Source organism: Actinocrispum sp. NPDC049592, from assembly GCF_040675465.1.
In the GTDB taxonomy this organism is placed as follows: domain Bacteria; phylum Actinomycetota; class Actinomycetes; order Mycobacteriales; family Pseudonocardiaceae; genus Kibdelosporangium.
This window is the reverse complement of sequence record NZ_JBFAPA010000021.1, coordinates 149,089-166,835: the sequence shown is the minus strand read 5'-3', so window position 1 is coordinate 166,835 and position 17,747 is coordinate 149,089. Positions and strand designations below refer to the sequence as shown.

Here is a 17,747-nt window from a genome sequence, read left to right as displayed (position 1 = left end):
TGGCGAGTATCGGACGTGACCGGCGTCACATGTGGATAACTCGCTCAGGGAGACTGTCAGGCGGCTGCGTCGGGGCGCTTGTGGTAGGTGTCCACGTATTCCTGGCCGGAGAGTTCCATGATCGCGTACATGATCTCGTCGGTGGCGGCGCGGCGGATGGCGGGGGAGGCGGCCATGCCGTCGTACCGCGAGAAGTCGAGGGGCTTGCCGATCCGCACGGTCACCTTCGCGGGCCGCGGCCACTTCTGGCCGGGACGCTGGATCTTCTCGGTCCCGATCAGCGCCATCGGCACGACCGGGGCGCCGCTCGTCAACGCGAGCTGCCCCACGCCGGTGTGGCCTCGGTACAGCCGGAGGTCCAGCGACCGGGTGCCTTCCGGGTAGATACCGAAGATGCCTCCGCGAGCCAGGACCTCGCCGGCGACGCTCAGCGCCTCGAGGCCCGCGCGCGCCTGCCCGCGCTGCACGGGGATCTGGCCGATGGTCCGCATGAACGCGGTGCGCAGCCGTTTGATCGGCGACTTGCCGACGAAGTACTCCTCCTTCGCCAGGAAGTTCACCTGCCGCGGGATCACCAGCGGGATGATGATCGAGTCCATCACGGACAGGTGGTTGCTCGCCAGGATCACCGCACCTTTCGCCGGGACGTTCTCCACCCCGGTGATGTCCGGCCGGAACACGACCTTGGCGATCAGGCCGAGCAGCCACTTGAGCGCGCGGTACAGCACGATGAGCCTCCTGCGGTGAGCGTGCTTCCACTCTAATCGTCGGCCCATGGGTGACCGGTTAAACACTGGTTGCAGTAGGTAACCGATCTATGGTCGAAGGGTGGATCGCGCGGCGAAGGACTGGTTCGGCACCCGGACGTGGCAGGACCCCAGGTGGGCTGACCTGCCGAAAGGTGGCCGCACGGTCAGTGTGGTGCTGCCGGCGCTCAACGAGGAGAAGACGGTCGGGCAGGTCGTGGAGAGCGTGCTGCCGCTCGACGGTCTAGTGGACGAAGTCGTCGTGATGGACTCCGGGTCCACCGACCGGACGGCGGAAGTCGCTGCTGCTGCCGGAGCACGGGTGGTGCGCCGGGAGGAGGTCCTGCCGGGGCTGGAACCGTTGCCGGGGAAGGGGGAGGTGCTCTGGCGGTCGCTCGCCGCGACGACCGGCGACCTGATCGTGTTCCTGGATGCCGACCTGGTCGAGCCCGATCCGGGGTTCGTGCCCGCTTTGCTCGGTCCGTTGCTGACCGTGCCGGATGTCCACTTGGTGAAGGGTTTTTACCGCAGGCCGTTGCGGCTGGAGACCGAGCACGGCGGCGGCCGGGTCACCGAACTGCTTGCGCGGCCGTTGTTGTCGGCGTTGCGGCCGGAGCTTTCCGGTTTGGTGCAACCACTTGGCGGCGAGTACGCGGGCACCCGCGAGTTCTTGGAGAAGGTCCCGTTCGCGGCTGGGTACGGCGTGGAGATCGGGCTTCTGCTGGATGCGCACCGGCTCTACGGGCTGGACGCGATCGCGCAGGTCAACCTGGGTGTGCGCAAGCACCGCAACCGCAACCTGCAGCAACTCGGTGTGATGGCCAGCCAGATCCTCGGCACGATGCTCACCCGCTGTGAGATCGACGCGCAGACCAGGGAGTTCACGCAGTTCGTGCAGGTCGCGGGCGAATGGCTGCCCGACACAACGGACATCCTGGTGGCCGACCGGCCGCCGATGCGCGAGGTCAGCGGGTCAGCCGGAACTCCAGGCGTGCGGGGTCGTTGGGGAGGGGCTGCTGCTCGCCGGTGCGACGGAAACCAAGGGTGACATAGAGCTTCTCCGCACCCGGGTTGTCCTCCGCGACCCACAAGCCGACGCTCGGCCGGTCGGCGGCCCAGTTCAGGACGGCCTCGATCGTCGCACGGGCCAGGCCGGTGCCGCGTGCGCTCGGATGTGCCCATACGCTAACGATTTCCGCGGTTCCGTCAGGCTGGGGCAGGCCGACGGCCAGGGCGAGGAGCTTGCCGTCGCGGTAGCCGAAGAACGTCGCGGAGTTCTGCAGGCGTTGGCGCCACTCGGTTTCGGTGAGCGCTGTCTCGCGGTCCAAAGTAGACGCGAAGGCCTGCGGTGCGTCGGTGAGCGCGGCCAGCCGGATCTCCCGGTAGGCGCTCCAGTCGTCCGGTCCGGCAAGCGTCACCTCGTTCACACGGCCGACTCTATGCGGTCCTGGGAAATCATTTTCGCGGAACCGCGCCAAGTGATCTCGCCATCGGCCATCGTCACGACATCCTCGAAGCCACGAATGTGCTCGGGCCGGTGGGTGACCAGGACGACGGCGCGGTCTCGGTACCGGGCGAGGATGTCCGCGAGGATTTCGTCGCCTTGCTGGGGTTCGAGGCTTTCGACGGGCTCGTCGAGCAGCAGGATCTGCGCGTCGGCGAGCACGGCGCGGGCGAGGACGAGGCGCTGACGCTGGCCGCCGGAGATCGTCTCAGCGGTGATCTCGGTGTCCCAGCCGTCCGGCAGCGACCCGATCCACCCGTCCAACCGGACTAATCGGGCGACTTCGTCCAGGTCGGCCTGGGTGATCCCCTCGCGGGCGAAGGTCAGGTTCGTGCGGACGGTCGTGGTGAAGATGTGTGCGCCGGCCATCGCGCCGACGGCGCCCGGACAGCGCCTCGCGATCGCCTTGAGGAGGGTCGACTTTCCGGCTCCGCTGGGTCCGATGACGGCGATGTGCTTTTCGGGGACCAGTTCCGGCGCCGGACGGTCCGGGGTGGACGGTCCGGTCAGCAGTTCTCGGACTCGTTCCACCGACGGACGCACCTCAACCCAACGCGCGGCGGCGGCCGTCAGCGGAACGAACACCTCCAGTCCGGCGAGCACCGCGAGCGTGATCGCGGCACGCGCCGGAGCCGACGCGTCGGTGGTCAGCAGCACGGCAAGTACTGTTCCACTGTGGACGGTCGTGGACAGTGCGCCAAGTGGCAGTGTCTGCCGCTCGGCATCGGCCAGCACCTTCGCCGCGGCCTCGGCCTGCCGCAGTTTCCGTTCGGTAGCGCCGTAAACGGCGAGTTCCGGGGCTCCGCGCTCAAGATCCACGGCGTGGTCTGCGAGCCGTGCCCGCGCGGCAACACTCCGCTGCCCCGCGCGTCTGCTGGCCATCGCCGACAGCCCCGGCAACACAATACCCGTCAGAACCAAACCGCATGCGAGTACAATTGAACCCGTCACCGCTATCCCTGCAATACCAACGACAGTGGCAACCATCGCGGGAACCAGGCACCGCAACAACGCGTCCTGATAAGCGTCCACATCGGACACAACTCGGGTGAGTGCGTCGCCTTCCCGGACGTCCCGTCGACGCACCAAAGCCTCATAGACCCGGCCTCGAAGCTCGGCAAGAGTTCGCAGCACAGCGGAATGCCCAGTCAGGCGCTCGACATAGCGCAAACACCCACGGCTGACAGCCAATGCTCGCACCACGACAACCGCCACCGAGAGCGCGGCCAGAGGCGGCTGTTCGGACGCGCGCACGATCAACCAGGCAGCCGTTCCCGCGAGCGCGATTCCCGCGACCTCGGCAAGAACGGCTGCGCAACCGGCCAGAACGAGTCTTGTCATCCGATGCGCACCACCCGGTCTGTTTCCGGCAGGATCGCCGGGCGGTGGGCCACGACGAGGGCGGTTTTGCCGTGGAGAATCCGGCGGCTGGCGCTGAGCACCGCTTGTTCTGTTGTCACGTCGAGTCTTGCGGTGGGCTCGTCGAGAAGGGCCAACGACGTGTCCGGGCGAACGAGCGCGCGGGCGAGAGCGACTCGTTGACGTTCACCGCTGGACAATTCGCGGCCCTGAGCGGTGAGCGGCACGGTCAATGCGGCTTGCCTTGCGGCTTCGGCGATCTCGTCATCGGTCGCATGAGGGTGCGCCAAACGGATGTTGTCGGCGATGGGAGCGGCAAGCAGCCACGGATTCTGTGGCAGCCACGAAATTCTGGTGTGCCAATCGGAAGGGGCGATCTCACGGAGGTCAGCGTCACCGATCAGGACGCGGCCCGACACGGGTTCGGCGAGGCCGAGGACGACAGACAACACCGTGCTCTTCCCGGCGCCGCTTGGTCCGACCAGAGCGATTCGGTCGCCTGGGGCGACCGTCAGCCAGAAGTTGCGCAACGCTGGTGTGTCACGGCCTGGGTACTGGACGGTGACGTCCTCCAGGGTGATCTTCGCGGTCCGCAGGTCGGGTGGGCGCGCAGTTGTCGTTGTGGTGCAACGAGGTTCGGGCAGAGCGAGGACCTCCTTGAGGACCGCGAGGCCCTCGGCGGCGGCGTGGAACCGGGCTCCAGCTGCCCGCAACGGAACAAAAGCCTCTGGTGCCAACAACAACACGAGGAGTGCCGTATGGAGATCAATGCCACCTGACAGCAAGCGCAATCCGACAGGGACTGCCACCAAGGCGATCGACAGGGTCGCGACGAGCTCCAGAACCAGCGACGACAGGAACGCGATCCGCAGAGTGCGCATGGTCGCGGTGGCGTGCTGGTGGGCGATCGAGCGAACGATCCCGGCCTGGAAACCGGCCCGTTTGAACAGCACCAACGTCTCCAGGCCGCGTACGACGTCCAGGAAATGACCACCCAGCCGGGAAAGCAGCGCCCACTGGCGTTCGGTCCGGCGCACGGTGTGCTTGCCGACCAGGATCGCGAACACCGGTACCAGCGGCATGGTGGCGGCGATGATCAGCGCGGAGGTCCAGTCGGCGACGAACAAGCAGGTCAGCACGGCAATCGGCACGACCGCGGACACCACGAGCTGCGGCAGGTACCCGGTCAGACAAGGCCCGACGGCGTCGATCCCGCGGGTCACCAGCACGGTCCGCTCGCCGCTCCCCGACCGCAGCACCCGGGAGCGCAGGAAAGTCGTTGTGGCGGCGGCGAACCGCGCGGAAGTCCGCTCCTGCGCCCACACAAGCAACCCGCGGCAGGCCAAAGCGGCGACAGGCAACGCCAGCCAGACGCTGCCGGTCAGCAGCCGGGCCAGAAATTCCCCTTGTACAACGATCGCGCACGACGTGCATACAGCTTGTATACAAAGTGTATACAGGTACCGGCGTAAGCCGGGGAGCGAGGGCATGGCGGCCTACCAGAACAATCTGGCGCGATCGTTGCGGAACGCCCACCACGTCATCACCTGGAACGCGATCACCACCGGGACCACTGGCAACGCCAGCCAGCCGACCTGTGACAACGTCTCCGCCGAAGAACTCGCCTCGGCGAACGCCAGATCACGGCCACCATCCAAAGAGGACACCAGAATGTCCGGCGAGTGCGCGATCCCCACCACCAGCACCGGCAGCCCGCAAGCGAAAGCCATACACACGAAGGCAGTCCGCGAACCCATGGTCCACCCCGCGGCCAGCACCAACAGGATCACCGCGAATGCCCCGGCCAACGCCCACCCAGGCTGAGCGACCTGCACCGACAGGAAAACGCTGCCCACAGCGGCGACAATCGCGACCACACAAGGCAGCACGAGCATCCGCCCGACCCGGGAAGCCCGCCGCGCCAACACCTCCGGCGCCCGCATCGCCAGAAACGCGGCCCCATGCACGGTGAACAGCGCGAACATCGCCACCCCGAAAAGCAGCGACACTGGCGTCAACAAACCCGAGAAGTCCCCGGTCGGATACCCGTTGTCCCCCAACGGAAGCCCCTGCAAAACCGCCCCCAACACAACACCCCAGCCGACACTGGTCACCACCGCGCCCACGGTGATCAGCATGTCCCAGAACTCCTTGCGCCCCAGAGCGAGCCGGCCGCGCAACTGCACCGCCACGGTGAACACGACCACCCCGAGAACGGTCGCCAGCACTACTGGATAAGCCCCGGCGAACAGCCGCGCCTCCAGCTTGGGGAAAATCCCCAGCAACACCCCGGCGAACGCCACCAGCCACACCTGGTTGCCGAGAAAGAACGGCCCGCCGGCGCCGAGAACGTGCCGCCGCTGGTCCTGGTCCCGCCCGATCAGCCGGAGCAGAACCCCAGTCCCGTAGTCGTATCCCGCCAGAGCGAAGTACCCGGCCGCGAGCACGGCCAATGTCACAGTCCACATGGAACAGACCTCACAGACTCATGGCGGGAACCGGAGGAAGGGCTTCCAGCGTGTCCGGCTGAGGACCGCGGCGGGCCACCCGCGCGATCAGCACCCAGTTGGTCACGGCGAGCCCGATCAACACAGCCGTGAAAGCGATGAACGAACCCAGCATCGTGCCCGGCGAGACATCTGAAACCGCGTCCGAAGTTTTCAGAAGACCGTTGACCACCCAAGGCTGCCGCCCCATTTCGCGGAAATACCACCCGCACAAGGCCGCGATGAACGGCAGGGGGATGGTTCCCACGAGGACGTACATCGGGATGCGCCACCGCTCGATCCAGCTCCGGAAGCACAGCACCAAAGCCACCGCGACGATCAGGTACAGCAGGAACCCGAGGTTCATCATCACCTCGAGAAACGTCCCGATTCCCTTGGGCGGCAGGTAATCGCCCGGCCCGAACCGCGCCTCGCCGATCGCCTGCGCCGCGGCGCGTTCGGCGTCCGAGCCCAGTTTCGCCGGCTGAACCCGCCGGAGCACGTCGAACTGGCTGAAGCCAAGGCCGATCACCATGGTCGCGCCGACGGTGGCGGCCACCAGCCCCAGCCGCAGTGACCGCCGGAAGAACTCGATCTCCTTGGTCCGCTTGAGAAAGTGGTAAGCACTGATCCCGGCCACCAGCACGCCACCGGCCAGCAGCGCCGCCGACAGCAAGTGCCCCAACGCGGTCCACAGGGCCGGGTTGGACATCAACGCGCTCAACGAGGTGAGGTGCGCGGTGCCGTCGGAGACCGTGTACCCCACCGGGTTCTGCAGGAACGAGTTCGCCACCATGACCCACAAGGCGGACGCGTAGGCGGTCGCTGTCACCAGCCAGATCAACGCCAGGTGCAGCCCGCGCGGCAGCCGTCCCCAGCCGAAGATCCACAGCCCCAGGAACGTGGACTCCAGGAAGAACGCCACCAGCGTCTCGATGGCCAGCGGCGCGCCGAACACGTCCCCGGCGAACGCGGTCAGCCCGGTCCAGTTGAGCCCGAACTGGAACTCCATCACGATCCCGGTCGCGATCCCCAGCACGTAGTTGATCACGTAGATGTGCCCCCAGAACCGCGTCATGCGCAGGTGAACGGGGTTGCGGCTGAAGTGCGCGCGGGTCTGCGACACCGCGACGAGCGTCACCAGCCCGAGGGTGAGCAGAACGAACAGGAAGTGCAGCGAGGTCGTGGTGGCGAACTGCAGTCTCCCCAGAGTGACTGTGCCCATGTCGACAAGCTACATGTAGCGGACCTACTTATCTACTGATTCGGGGTGGGCGATGTGACCTTCAACCCGTAGACTCGCTACGTATGAAGCCGGATGTGCTCCGAGGACATCTCGACGCTCTGCTGCTGGCCACGCTCGACGGAACGAGGCTGCACGGATACGCGATCATCGAGGCATTGCAGCTGCGCAGCGGCGGTGCGCTCGACCTGCCCACCGGAACCGTCTACCCGGCGCTGCGCCGGCTCGAGCGGGCCGGGTACGTGGCCAGTGAGTGGAGCACTGTCTCCGGCCGTCAGCGCCGTACCTACCATCTGACCAAGGCCGGGCAGCGAGCGCTGATGCAGGAACGCACCGCATGGCGCGAGTTCACGGCGGCGATCGAGGGCGTACTCGGGGAGGGCCCATGGCCGGCGCAGGCGTGATCGAGGACTATGTCGCCGATCTGGGCTTACGGCTGCGCGGGGACAAGCGCGCCAAGCTCGACCTGCTGACCGAGGCCCGCGACAGCCTGGAGGACGCCGCCGAGTGCTATCGCGAGGCTGGGCTGTGCGCGCAGGACGCCGAACGCCGGGCGGTCGACGAGTTCGGCCCCGCGCCGCAGATCGCCCGTGACTACCAGGCCGAACTGGCCGTCGCGTACGGCGCCCGCACGCTGCGGTCGATCCTGCTCGTATTGCCGGGGGCGAACCTGCTCTGGGAGCTGACCCGGATGATCTGGTTCGGCCCGTGGGAGAACTTCCCGGGTGTGCCGCCGCCCAGCTGGTACTACATCTTCACCCAGCTCAACGACACCATGTCGTGGGCGGTCGCCGTCGCCACCGCGCTGGCCCTGCTGGTCGGCCGGTTCTGGTCCCGCCGCACCACCGACACGTGCCTGGTCGCCCGTTGTGTCGCCGGTGTCGCGCTGACCGCCATGACGGCCGCACTGCTGGCCAGTACCGCGCTGTTCGTCGCCACGGCCTGGTTCGACCCGGGCCGGATGTTCAACTCACCGGCGCTGTTCCTAGCCGGGGTGATCTCCTTCACGGCGCTCATCCGGCTCACCGTGATGGCCCGTAGAACGGCCAGCTTCTGCGTGTGACGCGGAATGTCGTACCCGGGTGGCAAGATTGCGCCCGTGACCACCGCTTTGTTCTACCTCGTCGTCATGGTCTTCGTGGCGGCGGTGGTGTTCCTGCTCGCGTCGGTGCTCTTCGGCCGTGGGGAGGAGCTGCCGCCGTTGCCGCCCGGCGCGTCACCGACCCGGCTGCCCGCCGAGGACATCTCCTCGGATGACCTCAGGGCGGTGCGGTTCCAGATGGTGCTGCGGGGTTACAAGATGTCCGAGGTGGACTGGGTGCTGCGGCGGCTGGGCGACGAGATCGACGGGTTGCGCGCCCGGGTCGCCGAGCTCGAGGAGCAGCACGACGAACAGGCGGCGGCCCAGTGAAAGAGAGGGTCCGCTGTGCCTGGGCGAACTCCACGCCGGACTACGTCGCCTACCACGATGACGAGTGGGGCACACCACTTCATGGTGTGAACGCGATGTACGAACGGCTGTGCCTGGAGTCGTTCCAGTCCGGCCTGTCCTGGATCACCATCCTGCGCAAGCGGGAGAACTTCCGGGCCGCCTTCGCCGGGTTCGACCCCAAGCTGGTGGCCGAGTTCACCGACGCCGACCGGGACCGGCTGATGGCCGACGCCGGGATCGTGCGCAACAAGGCCAAGATCAACGCGGCCATCCACAACGCCAACGCGGTCGCCGAGCTGGACGTGCCCTTGGACGAGCTGCTCTGGTCGTTCGCGCCCAGGCGGCACCGGCGGCCGAGGTCGATGGGGGAGGTGCCCGCGGTCACCGACGAGTCCAAGGCCATGGCCAAGGAGCTGAAACGAAGGGGTTTCGTGTTCCTCGGACCGACCACCTGTTACGCGCTGATGCAGGCGACTGGGATCGTCGACGACCATATCGCCGCGTGCTGGCGGGCGAAGTCGAAATAGCCGGGAATTCGGTGTTGTCCATCGTTGGCAACAATCGTGAGGATGGTGTGAGAGCGTGACCAGCTCGTTACCGAACGGCTGTGAACAATCGGTTCCGGCGTGTCGCTCTTCGGCGTGTCGCGGCGCGCGCCCGGTGTGACCGGATGTTGTCGCATGTAGACGCCCCACCAGGAATCCGTCACTGCCGGTCGGCCGGTGGTAACCAAACGACACGCAAAAGATCGGTTCGATTTCGTCGCGGTGAGTGGATAGGAGAGAATGTCGACTAACCACGACTGGTGGACCCGGTCGCGGTGGGCAGGCTATGACGGAGGGAGCACGCTATGGCGGCCATGAAGCCCCGGACCGGTGACGGTCCCCTCGAGGTGACTAAGGAGGGTCGGGGCATCGTGATGCGCGTCCCACTGGAGGGTGGTGGGCGACTCGTCGTGGAGATGTCACCGGACGAGGCCAGCGCCCTGGGGGACGCGCTGAAAGCCGCCGCCGGCTGACATCGTCCAAGGCCAACCGCGCCCCGGTCTCCCTGCTGGAGCCGGGGCCGCGTCACGTCTCAACCCAAGGGGGTAGTTGGTTTTGCGCACGCCGGTGCCGTCGTTACCGAGCCCGATGCCGGACATCGAGGTGGCCGTCCAGCCACGTCGTGGCCTGCCCGTCGTCGTCCTCGCCCGCTCGGGTGAGGACGCGTTCGCACCGCTGCTCGGGCCGGGCGGTGCCGACCTCGGGCCCGACTGGGCCGAGGCGGTCGGGCTGACCGGCAAGGCCGGTGAGGTGCACACCGCGGCCACGCACGGCGCCGGGATCCGCTGGGTCGCGGGGATCGGCGACGGCGAACCGCAGCAGTGGCGCAAGGCCGGTGCCGCCCTCGTGCGGGCCTTCGAGTCGCGGGCGTCGTCCGACGCCGACGCGGGCCGCCGGGTGACGCGTGCGCTCCAGCTGACCCTGCCGCCCGAGGCGGGCGCGGCCGAGGTCGCGGAGCTCGTGCTGGGTGTCAGCCTGGGCGGTTATCGGTACCTGGTGAGCGCGAATGCGCCCAAACCGCGGCTGCGGACGCTCCGGTTGGTCGTGGGGGAACCAGGCCAGTTGGAACCCTTGCGGACGGCCGCGTCCCGGGCGTCGGCGTTCGCGGCGGGCACGACGGCCACGCGCGACATGGGCAACACCCCATCCAACGTCAAGGACCCGGCCTGGCTGGCGAACACCGCGGTGAAGCTGGCCTCGCAGCTGCCCGGGCTGACGGTGAACGTGTACGACGAGAAGTGGCTGGCGGCCGAGGGGTTCGGCGGCGTGCTGGCGGTCGGCGGCGGCTCCTCCCGGCCGCCGCGGTTCGTCACGCTGACCTGGTCCCCGGCCAAGGCGGCCGGCCCGCACATCGCGTTGGTGGGCAAGGGCATCACGTTCGACACCGGCGGCATCTCGATCAAGCCCGCGGATGGCATGCACCTGATGCGGACCGACATGTGCGGCGGCGCATCGGTGATCGCCGCCCTGGTCACGGTCGCGCGGCTGGGGTTGCCGGTGCGGGTGACCGGGCTGGTCCCGTTGGCGGAGAACCACGTCTCCGGGTCGGCGTACCGGCCGGGGGACATCGTGCGGCACTACGACGGGCAGACCACGGAGGTCAGCAACACCGACGCCGAGGGGCGGATGGTGCTGGCCGACGCGCTCGGGTACGCGGTGCGCAAGCTCAAGGCGGACGTGCTGGTCGACGTGGCCACGCTGACCGGCGCGATGAAGCTGTCGCTGGGCACGCGGATCGGCGGCCTGTTCGCCAACACCGACGACATCGCCGCGCGGGTCATCGACGCGGGTGAGCGGTGCGGGGAGGCCTGGTGGCGGATGCCGCTGCTGGCCGACCTCGACGACGACGTGGCCAGCGACATCGCCGACTGGCGCCAGTGCCCACCCGGGCCCGGCGGCATCACGGCCGCGTTGTTCCTGCAGAAGTTCACCGGCGGCCTGCCCTGGGCACACATGGACATCGCCGGCCCGGCCCGGTCGGACAAGGTGTTCGACGAGGTCGTCCCGGGCGCCACCGGCTTCGCCACCCGCACCCTCGTCGAGTTCGTCGCCTCCTACGCCTAGCCCGAACCCGCGTGTCCCACGTTCACGGCCCCCGTGTCCCACATTCGTGGCCCCCGAAATCTCCCCTCAACGGAGATTTCGAGGGCGGCGGGTGTGGGACACGGGGGCGGCGGGTGTGGGACACGCGGGTCAGTCGCGGGCTTTGGTGAGGGCGTAGTCGCGGAAGGCTCGGACGGCCGGGGCCAGGTGGTCGTGGGCGGGCCAGGCGAGGGCGACCAGGCGGGCGGCCTTCGGCGTCACCGGGATCTCGACGAGACCGGGCACCGGGTGTTCGGCCACGGGCAGCAGGGCAACACCGAGGTCGGCGGCGACCAGGCCGCGCACGGTGTCGCTTTCCTGCCCCTCGAACGTGATCCGCGGGGTGAACCCGGCCGCCGCGCACAGCTCGTCGGTCAGCTGCCGCAGCCCGAACCCCTGCTCCAGGCCGATGAAGTCCTCGTCGGCCAGCTCGGCGATGCGCACCTTGGTCCGCCCGGCCAGCCGGTGCCCGGCCGGCAGGATCAGCTTGAGCTCCTGGCGCTGCAACGGTTCCCAGGCCAGCACCGGGTCCTCCGGCGGCGGGCCGAAGAAGCCGAGGTCGACCTCGCCGGTGCGCAGCAGCTCGACGATCTCGTTCCGGCTCGACTGCACCAGCCGGAACCGGACGTGCGGATGGTGCGAGCGGAACGCCCGGACCAGCTCGGGCACCAGCGACCGGCCGAGCATGTGCAGGAACCCCAGCACCACCCGGCCGCACTCGGGGTCGACCTCCTCGGTGACCCGCCGGGTGCCCGCCTCCAGCGCGCCCATCGCCGATGTCGCCGCCTCGACCAGCAACAACCCCGCGCGGGTCAGCCGCACCCCGCGCCCGTCCTTGACCACCAGCGGCGAGCCGACCTCCTCGCCGAGGGCCACCAGCCACCGGCTGACCGTCGGCTGCGGCACACCGAGGCGTTCGGCCGCGCGGGTGATCGTCCCCTCGGTGGCGAGCGCACGCAGCATGGCCAGCCGCGGCGCGATCGACGCGGCCAGCCATTCCGACTCATGCGACGGCGTATCAATAACCACATCGTGCCGTATTGGACGTATGAATTCCACCGGCCTAGCGTGACCTTTCGTGGACCGGATAACCGTTGGTGTCACCGCGGGCGGACTCGCGAGTTTTGCCCTGCTGTACGCGCCGCAACCGGTTCTGCCGCAGCTCGCCGCCGACTTTGGGATTTCGCCCGGCCAGGCTTCGCTTGTCGTAGGGATCGCGACCGGTGCGCTCGCGCTCGGTGTGATTCCGCTTTCCCTGCTCTCGGAAATCACCGGGCGGCGGCCGGTCGTGCTTATGTCCGTCGTGATTGCCGCGCTGCTCGGTCTGGTCATACCGGTGCTGCCGTCGTTCGGGGCACTCGTCGCGGTTAGGGCGGTGCAAGGGCTGGCGCTCGCCGGATTTCCCGCGGTCGCCATGGCGTACCTGGCCGAGCAAAACAAAATCCACGCCATTGGCATGCTGATCGCCGGGAACACCTTCGGCGGGATGACCGGCCGGCTGGTGGCCGGGCAGGTCGGCGGCTGGCGGGAGGGCATCGGGATCGTCGCGGTGCTGGCCGCGGTGGCCACGATCGTGCTGATCCGCACGCTGCCCAAGGGCGATCCGCGACCGAAGCGCCAGGGCATCCGGCTGCGGCCCGCAGTGAACAAGCCGATCCTGCTGGCGCTCTACGCGGTCGCGGCGCTCGGGATGGGGTCGTTCGTGGCGCTGTACAACTCGATCGGGTTCCGGCTCGCCGCACCGCCGCTGGAGTTGAGTCCCCAGCTGGCGTCGCTGGTGTTCCCGTCGTACGCGATCGGTGGCGTGTCCTCGGCGGTGTTCGGGCGCGTGACCACCAAGCACTATGTCCTTTTTGGCGGGCTCGGCGTGATGGCTCTGGGCGTGCTGGTCACGATCGCCGATTCGGTCGTGGTGATCGCGGTGGGCTTTGTGTTGATCACAACGGGCTTCTTCGCGGCGCACGCGGCCGCGGGCGGGTGGGTGAACCTGGCCGCGCCGGACAAAGGCCCCGCCTCGGGCCTGTACACCGGCGCGTACTACGCCGGTGCGTGCGTCGGCGGGACCGTGGGCACCGCGATCTACGCGGCGTGGGGCTGGACCTCGCTCGCCTTGGTGTCGGGGTCCTGGCTGGCGCTCGCCGCGTTGGGCGTCTTGCTGGCCGGCCGCCGGAACACCTTGTCCAGGGCGAAGAACTTGAGCAGGAAGACCGGGGCACCGCTGGCCACGTAGGTGATCACCAGGCCGACGGTCCGCCAGCCGCGGTCGTCGATCAGCGGCGCCAGCACCCAGTCCATGCCGGTGGTGATCAGGATCGACAGCGCGCCACCCGCGGCCGTCACCACGACGTAGGCGACGATCTCGGTGGTACGCCCCTCGGCGCCCTTGTTGCCCCACGCCCAGTGCCGGATCAGGAAGAAGTGCGGCACGGCACCGACCAGGAACGCGACGGTGCTGGCGGTCATCGCGTTGCTCTCCCAGGTCCAGTACATGACCAGGAGGACGACCTGGCTGATGCCCGTCGCGAGCAGCGACGCCATCGTGTACCTGGTGAAGATCCGCCTCACACCTCGAGACTTCACCTCACTCACTGAAAGTGCTCTCAGGCAGGACCAACCTGTAGATATCGACAGTTTGGGCGGCGACTGTCGACCACGCGAACTCGTTCACCGCACGGTCCCGGCCGGCCTGGCCCATCGCCTGCGCCCTCGACGGATCCCTGAGCAACACGTTGATCGCGTCGGCCAGGCCCTCGCGGTACGCCTCGACGCTGTGCTCGTCGTAGTGCACCAGCAGCCCCGTGTTGTCGTGGTCGACGACCTCGGGGATGCCGCCGACATCCGACGCGACGACCGCGGTTCCGCAGGCCATGGCTTCGAGGTTCACGATGCCCAGGGGTTCGTACACCGACGGGCAGACGAACACCGTCGCATGGCTGAGCACCTGCCGGACCTCTGCGGGCTGCAGCATCTTCTGGATCCAGAACACCCCGTCGCGGGACTCCGCCAGCTCGGCGACGGCCGCGCGAGTCTCCTCGGCGATCTCCGGCGTGTCCGGGGCACCCGCGCAGAGCACCAGCTGTGCGCCCGGGTCCAGCCGGTGTGCGGCGGCGATCAGGTGGCCGACGCCCTTCTGCCGGGTGATCCGCCCGACGAACGCCACGATCGGCTTCTCCGGGTCGATCCCGTACGACTCCAGCGCGTCGGTCTCGGTCACCGGGTGGTACGCGGCCGAGTCGATCCCGTTGCGCACGACGTGCACCTTGGCCGGGTCCAACGCGGGGTAGCAGTCCAGCACGTCGGCCCGCATCCCCTCGCTCACCGCGATGATCGCGTCCGCCGCCTCGTACGCGGTCCGCTCCACCCACGAGGACAACCGGTAGCCGCCGCCGAGCTGCTCGGCCTTCCACGGCCGTCTCGGCTCCAGCGAGTGGGCGGTGATCACGTGCGGCACACCGTGCAGGATCTTGCCCAGATGCCCCGCCATGTTGGCGTACCAGGTGTGGGAGTGCAGCAGCTCGACACCGTCGGTCGCGGCCGTCATGGCCAGGTCGACCGACAGCGTCTGCAGCGCCGCGTTGGCGTGTTCCAGCCCCGGCGCGGGGTTGTGGGCGAACGCGTCCGGTCTCGGCGCCCCGAACGCGTGCACGTCCACCTCGATCAGTTCCCGCAGCCTGGGCACCAGGAACCCCACATGCACACCCGCACCGCCGTAGACCTCCGGCGGGTACTCCCGTGTCAGCAGACCGATTCGCACAGGTCATAACCGTAGTTGCTGAGGTGGCGGCAATGCTGCTCCCGGGTGAACATCACGCAATCGGGCTTTGGCGGGTATTTCGGCCTGGCAGTGATCGCGGACGCACGACTAGTGTGCCGAGGTGTGAAAGGTCAGCCTTCTGTCCTCGGAATCGTGCTCGCGGGCGGGGAAGGCAAGCGGCTCTGGCCGCTGACCGCCGACAGAGCCAAGCCGGCCGTCCCGTTCGCCGGCAACTACCGGCTCGTCGACTTCGTACTGTCCAACCTGGTCAACGCCGGCTTCCGCAAGCTGTGCGTGCTGACCCAGTACAAGTCGCACTCGCTGGACCGGCACATCTCGACGACCTGGCGGCTGTCGAACATCCTCGGCGAGTACGTCACGCCCGTCCCGGCCCAGCAGCGCCTCGGCAAACGCTGGTACACCGGCAGCGCGGACGCCATCTTCCAGTCGCTCAACCTGGTCAACGACGAGCGGCCGGACCACATCGCGGTGTTCGGCGCCGACCACGTGTACCGGATGGACCCGTCGCAGATGGTCGACCAGCACATCGACTCCGGGCTCGGGGTGACCGTCGCGGGCATCCGGGTGCCGCGGGCCGAGGCGCGCGCGTTCGGCTGCATCGACTCGGACGCCACCGGCAAGATCACCCGGTTCCTGGAGAAGCCGCTGGACCCGCCGCACGTGCCGGACGACCCGGACGTGACGTTCGCCTCGATGGGCAACTACATCTTCCGCACCGAGGTCCTCGTCGAGGCCCTGCGCGCGGACGCGGCCAACCCCGACTCCGACCACGACATGGGCGGCGACATCATCCCGATGCTCGTCGACGACGGGAACGCGGCCGTCTACGACTTCGACGACAACATCGTGCCGGGCGCCACCGAACGCGACCGCGGCTACTGGCGTGACGTGGGAACGTTGGACGCCTACTACGACGCCCACATGGACCTCGTGTCCGTGCACCCCGTCTTCAACCTCTACAACATGGCCTGGCCGATCCGCACGGCCACACCACCGTTGCCGCCCGCGAAGTTCGTCAACTCCGGTTCGGCGGTGGAGTCGATCGTGGGTCCGGGAACCATCATCTCCGGCGCCTCGGTGCGGGACTCGGTGGTCAGCGCGGACGTCGTGATCGACGACGGGGCGGTCGTGGAGGGCAGCGTCCTGCTGCCGGGGGTGCGGATCGGCAAGGGCGCCATCGTCCGCAAGGCGATCCTGGACAAGAACGTGATGGTCGCCGACGGCGCCCAGATCGGCGTGGACATCGAGGCCGACCGGGAGAAGTACACCGTCAGCAGCGGCGGCGTGATCGTCCTCGGCAAGGGCAGCCGCGTCAGCTGAGGCTCCTTGGCGCGGCGGGCTGCTCCGTTGCCTACCCGGACGGCCACGAAAAGCACGACCGCGATGACGACGGCAGCGATCACCACGGTCGGCGGGCAACGAGATCACGCTGCGGAACAACGGGATCATCCGGCCGCCGACCACCGAACTCGCGGTGGTCCAGGTCGAGGAAATTCATCAGGTCGACCGCCCATTCGGTCAGCGGAGCGGGCCGGACAATGAAGTACACCGCCGGGCCATACTGCGGAAAACCTCAGTCCGCTCGGGGGAGGGGGCCGCTACGTTGACCTGGTGGACCCGAGGAGCTGACGACACGCACGGTCCTACGGCGGCGGCGCCGGACTGTACGTCGTGACCTACCTCGGTGGCTGACCCAGCCTCCCCGCCGATCTGTGGCTGGGACGGTTCAGAGCTTCTTGGCCGCCACCAGCAGGCCGTCGCCCACCGGGAGCAGCACGGGCACCAGCCGGTCGTCGTCCCGGGCCAGCCGCGCGACGTCCCGCAGCGCCTGAGTGTCCGCATCCTGGCTGGTGGGGTCGGCCACGCGCCCGCGCCACAGGACGTTGTCGAACGCGATGACGCCGCCGGGGCGCAGCAGCCGCACGCCCTGCTCGAGGTAGCTGGGGTACTCGGTCTTGGCCGCGTCGACGAACACCATGTCGTAGGCCTCGTCGGTCAGGCGCGGGAGCACGTCCAGGGCGCGGCCCATGATCAGCCTGGTCCGGCCGGGGCCGAAGCCGCCCGCCGCGTACGCCTTCTTGGCCGCCGCCTGGTGCTCCGGCTCGACGTCGATGGAGGTCAGCACGCCGTCCGCGGCCATTCCGCGCAGCAGGTACAGGCCGCTGAGCCCGGCGCCCGTGCCCACCTCGACCACGGCCTTCGCGCGCAGTGTCGCCGCCAGGAACCGCAGGGTGGCACCGCCCGCCGGGCCGATGGGCACGCAGCCCAGCCGGGTGCCGGCCGCCCGTGCGGCGGCCTGCGCGTCGTCCTCGGCCAGGTAGTCCTCGACGTAGCTCCGCAGCCCGGCCGGCCATTCGGGTGTCACGACATGCGAGGTTAGCGTTTCCGGCCGCCGATCCTGCGGCGCCAGACCGCCGGAATTCTCAGGTTCTCCACAGCCTGTTCTCACGAGTCCCCTAACACGACCGGAGAAGCTATCGACATCAAGGGGAGTCTTTTCAGCCGAAGTGGGGAACACCGTGAACGACGCAGCCGTTGAGCAAGCGAGTGGGCAGTTGAGTCCGCGGGAGGATAC

General features: G+C 68.5%; 19 protein-coding genes and 1 pseudogene. 9 read left to right on the top strand and 11 right to left on the bottom strand.

Annotation, left to right across the window (positions count from 1 at the left end):
• Positions 1 to 56: 56 nt before the first annotated feature.
• A complete protein-coding gene (locus AB0J95_RS41045; RefSeq protein ID WP_364770701.1) occupies positions 57 to 728 on the bottom strand; it encodes a lysophospholipid acyltransferase family protein in 672 nt (223 codons plus the stop codon).
• A gap of 100 nt (positions 729 to 828) precedes the next feature.
• On the opposite strand from AB0J95_RS41045, the gene AB0J95_RS41040 reads away from it, so the two are divergent.
• Positions 829 to 1,794, top strand: a complete 966-nt coding sequence (locus tag AB0J95_RS41040) for a glucosyl-3-phosphoglycerate synthase (protein WP_364770502.1) — start codon at positions 829 to 831, stop codon at positions 1,792 to 1,794.
• Here the strand turns inward: AB0J95_RS41040 and AB0J95_RS41035 are convergent.
• Genes AB0J95_RS41035 through AB0J95_RS41015 form a run of 5 tightly spaced genes read right to left on the bottom strand, consistent with a single transcriptional unit; the run spans position 1,712 to position 7,320 of the window.
• The gene (locus AB0J95_RS41035; RefSeq protein ID WP_364770501.1) at positions 1,712 to 2,173 is read right to left on the bottom strand and encodes a GNAT family N-acetyltransferase; all 462 of its coding nucleotides are present in this window, start codon (positions 2,171 to 2,173) and stop codon (positions 1,712 to 1,714) included. The two genes, AB0J95_RS41040 and AB0J95_RS41035, sit on opposite strands and share 83 nt — an antisense overlap.
• Entirely contained in the window at positions 2,170 to 3,591 is a 1,422-nt protein-coding gene (locus tag AB0J95_RS41030; RefSeq protein WP_364770499.1) for an ATP-binding cassette domain-containing protein, read from the bottom strand. Before AB0J95_RS41030 ends, AB0J95_RS41035 begins: the two co-directional genes overlap by 4 nt.
• The gene (gene cydD / locus AB0J95_RS41025) at positions 3,588 to 5,099 is read right to left on the bottom strand and encodes a thiol reductant ABC exporter subunit CydD (protein ID WP_364770497.1); all 1,512 of its coding nucleotides are present in this window, start codon (positions 5,097 to 5,099) and stop codon (positions 3,588 to 3,590) included. Before cydD ends, AB0J95_RS41030 begins: the two co-directional genes overlap by 4 nt.
• Before the next feature lie 6 nt (positions 5,100 to 5,105).
• Entirely contained in the window at positions 5,106 to 6,077 is a 972-nt protein-coding gene (locus AB0J95_RS41020; protein ID WP_364770495.1) for a cytochrome d ubiquinol oxidase subunit II, read from the bottom strand.
• Positions 6,078 to 6,087: 10 nt separating this feature from the next.
• Complete coding sequence (locus tag AB0J95_RS41015; RefSeq protein WP_364770493.1) at positions 6,088 to 7,320, bottom strand: cytochrome ubiquinol oxidase subunit I; 1,233 nt, start codon at positions 7,318 to 7,320, stop codon at positions 6,088 to 6,090.
• 83 nt (positions 7,321 to 7,403) lie between these two features.
• On the opposite strand from AB0J95_RS41015, the gene AB0J95_RS41010 reads away from it, so the two are divergent.
• The 6 genes from AB0J95_RS41010 to AB0J95_RS40985 all read left to right on the top strand — a co-directional run bounded on the left by AB0J95_RS41010 (position 7,404) and on the right by AB0J95_RS40985 (position 11,379).
• Positions 7,404 to 7,742: a helix-turn-helix transcriptional regulator gene (locus AB0J95_RS41010; RefSeq protein WP_364770491.1), complete on the top strand. Its 339-nt coding sequence runs from the start codon at positions 7,404 to 7,406 to the stop codon at positions 7,740 to 7,742.
• Entirely contained in the window at positions 7,724 to 8,401 is a 678-nt protein-coding gene (locus AB0J95_RS41005) for a permease prefix domain 1-containing protein (protein ID WP_364770489.1), read from the top strand. Before AB0J95_RS41010 ends, AB0J95_RS41005 begins: the two co-directional genes overlap by 19 nt.
• Before the next feature lie 36 nt (positions 8,402 to 8,437).
• Complete coding sequence (locus tag AB0J95_RS41000; protein ID WP_364770487.1) at positions 8,438 to 8,749, top strand: DivIVA domain-containing protein; 312 nt, start codon at positions 8,438 to 8,440, stop codon at positions 8,747 to 8,749.
• Positions 8,746 to 9,297, top strand: coding sequence for a DNA-3-methyladenine glycosylase I (locus tag AB0J95_RS40995; RefSeq protein WP_364770485.1), 552 nt, complete (start codon positions 8,746 to 8,748; stop codon positions 9,295 to 9,297). The genes AB0J95_RS41000 and AB0J95_RS40995 overlap by 4 nt, the downstream gene beginning before the upstream one ends.
• A gap of 323 nt (positions 9,298 to 9,620) precedes the next feature.
• Positions 9,621 to 9,788 carry a DUF3117 domain-containing protein gene (locus AB0J95_RS40990; protein WP_084429709.1) on the top strand — a complete coding sequence of 56 codons (168 nt, stop codon included), beginning with the start codon at positions 9,621 to 9,623 and terminating at the stop codon, positions 9,786 to 9,788.
• 115 nt (positions 9,789 to 9,903) lie between these two features.
• A complete protein-coding gene (locus AB0J95_RS40985; RefSeq protein ID WP_364770483.1) occupies positions 9,904 to 11,379 on the top strand; it encodes a leucyl aminopeptidase family protein in 1,476 nt (491 codons plus the stop codon).
• 129 nt (positions 11,380 to 11,508) lie between these two features.
• Here AB0J95_RS40985 and AB0J95_RS40980 read toward each other — a convergent pair whose 3' ends face one another.
• Positions 11,509 to 12,360 carry a LysR family transcriptional regulator gene (locus AB0J95_RS40980; RefSeq protein WP_364770699.1) on the bottom strand — a complete coding sequence of 284 codons (852 nt, stop codon included), beginning with the start codon at positions 12,358 to 12,360 and terminating at the stop codon, positions 11,509 to 11,511.
• Positions 12,361 to 12,475: 115 nt separating this feature from the next.
• Here AB0J95_RS40980 and AB0J95_RS40975 point away from each other — a divergent pair, with 115 nt between their 5' ends.
• Positions 12,476 to 13,627, top strand: a complete 1,152-nt coding sequence (locus AB0J95_RS40975; RefSeq protein ID WP_364770481.1) for an MFS transporter — start codon at positions 12,476 to 12,478, stop codon at positions 13,625 to 13,627.
• A gap of 50 nt (positions 13,628 to 13,677) precedes the next feature.
• Here AB0J95_RS40975 and AB0J95_RS40970 read toward each other — a convergent pair.
• A pseudogene (locus tag AB0J95_RS40970) lies at positions 13,678 to 13,887 on the bottom strand (GtrA family protein); the annotation flags it as partial.
• Positions 13,888 to 13,978: 91 nt separating this feature from the next.
• Entirely contained in the window at positions 13,979 to 15,151 is a 1,173-nt protein-coding gene (gene glgA, locus AB0J95_RS40965) for a glycogen synthase (RefSeq protein WP_364770479.1), read from the bottom strand.
• Between the two features lie 123 nt (positions 15,152 to 15,274).
• On the opposite strand from glgA, the gene glgC reads away from it, so the two are divergent.
• Positions 15,275 to 16,492 carry a glucose-1-phosphate adenylyltransferase gene (glgC, locus tag AB0J95_RS40960; RefSeq protein WP_364770477.1) on the top strand — a complete coding sequence of 406 codons (1,218 nt, stop codon included), beginning with the start codon at positions 15,275 to 15,277 and terminating at the stop codon, positions 16,490 to 16,492.
• 79 nt (positions 16,493 to 16,571) lie between these two features.
• Here glgC and AB0J95_RS40955 read toward each other — a convergent pair whose 3' ends face one another.
• Together AB0J95_RS40955 and AB0J95_RS40950 are read right to left on the bottom strand one after the other, a co-directional pair.
• The gene (locus AB0J95_RS40955) at positions 16,572 to 16,721 is read right to left on the bottom strand and encodes a hypothetical protein (protein WP_364770475.1); all 150 of its coding nucleotides are present in this window, start codon (positions 16,719 to 16,721) and stop codon (positions 16,572 to 16,574) included.
• A gap of 177 nt (positions 16,722 to 16,898) precedes the next feature.
• On the bottom strand, positions 16,899 to 17,537 hold the full coding sequence (locus tag AB0J95_RS40950; RefSeq protein WP_364770473.1) for an O-methyltransferase: 639 nt from the start codon (positions 17,535 to 17,537) through the stop codon (positions 16,899 to 16,901).
• Positions 17,538 to 17,747 lie beyond the last annotated feature (210 nt).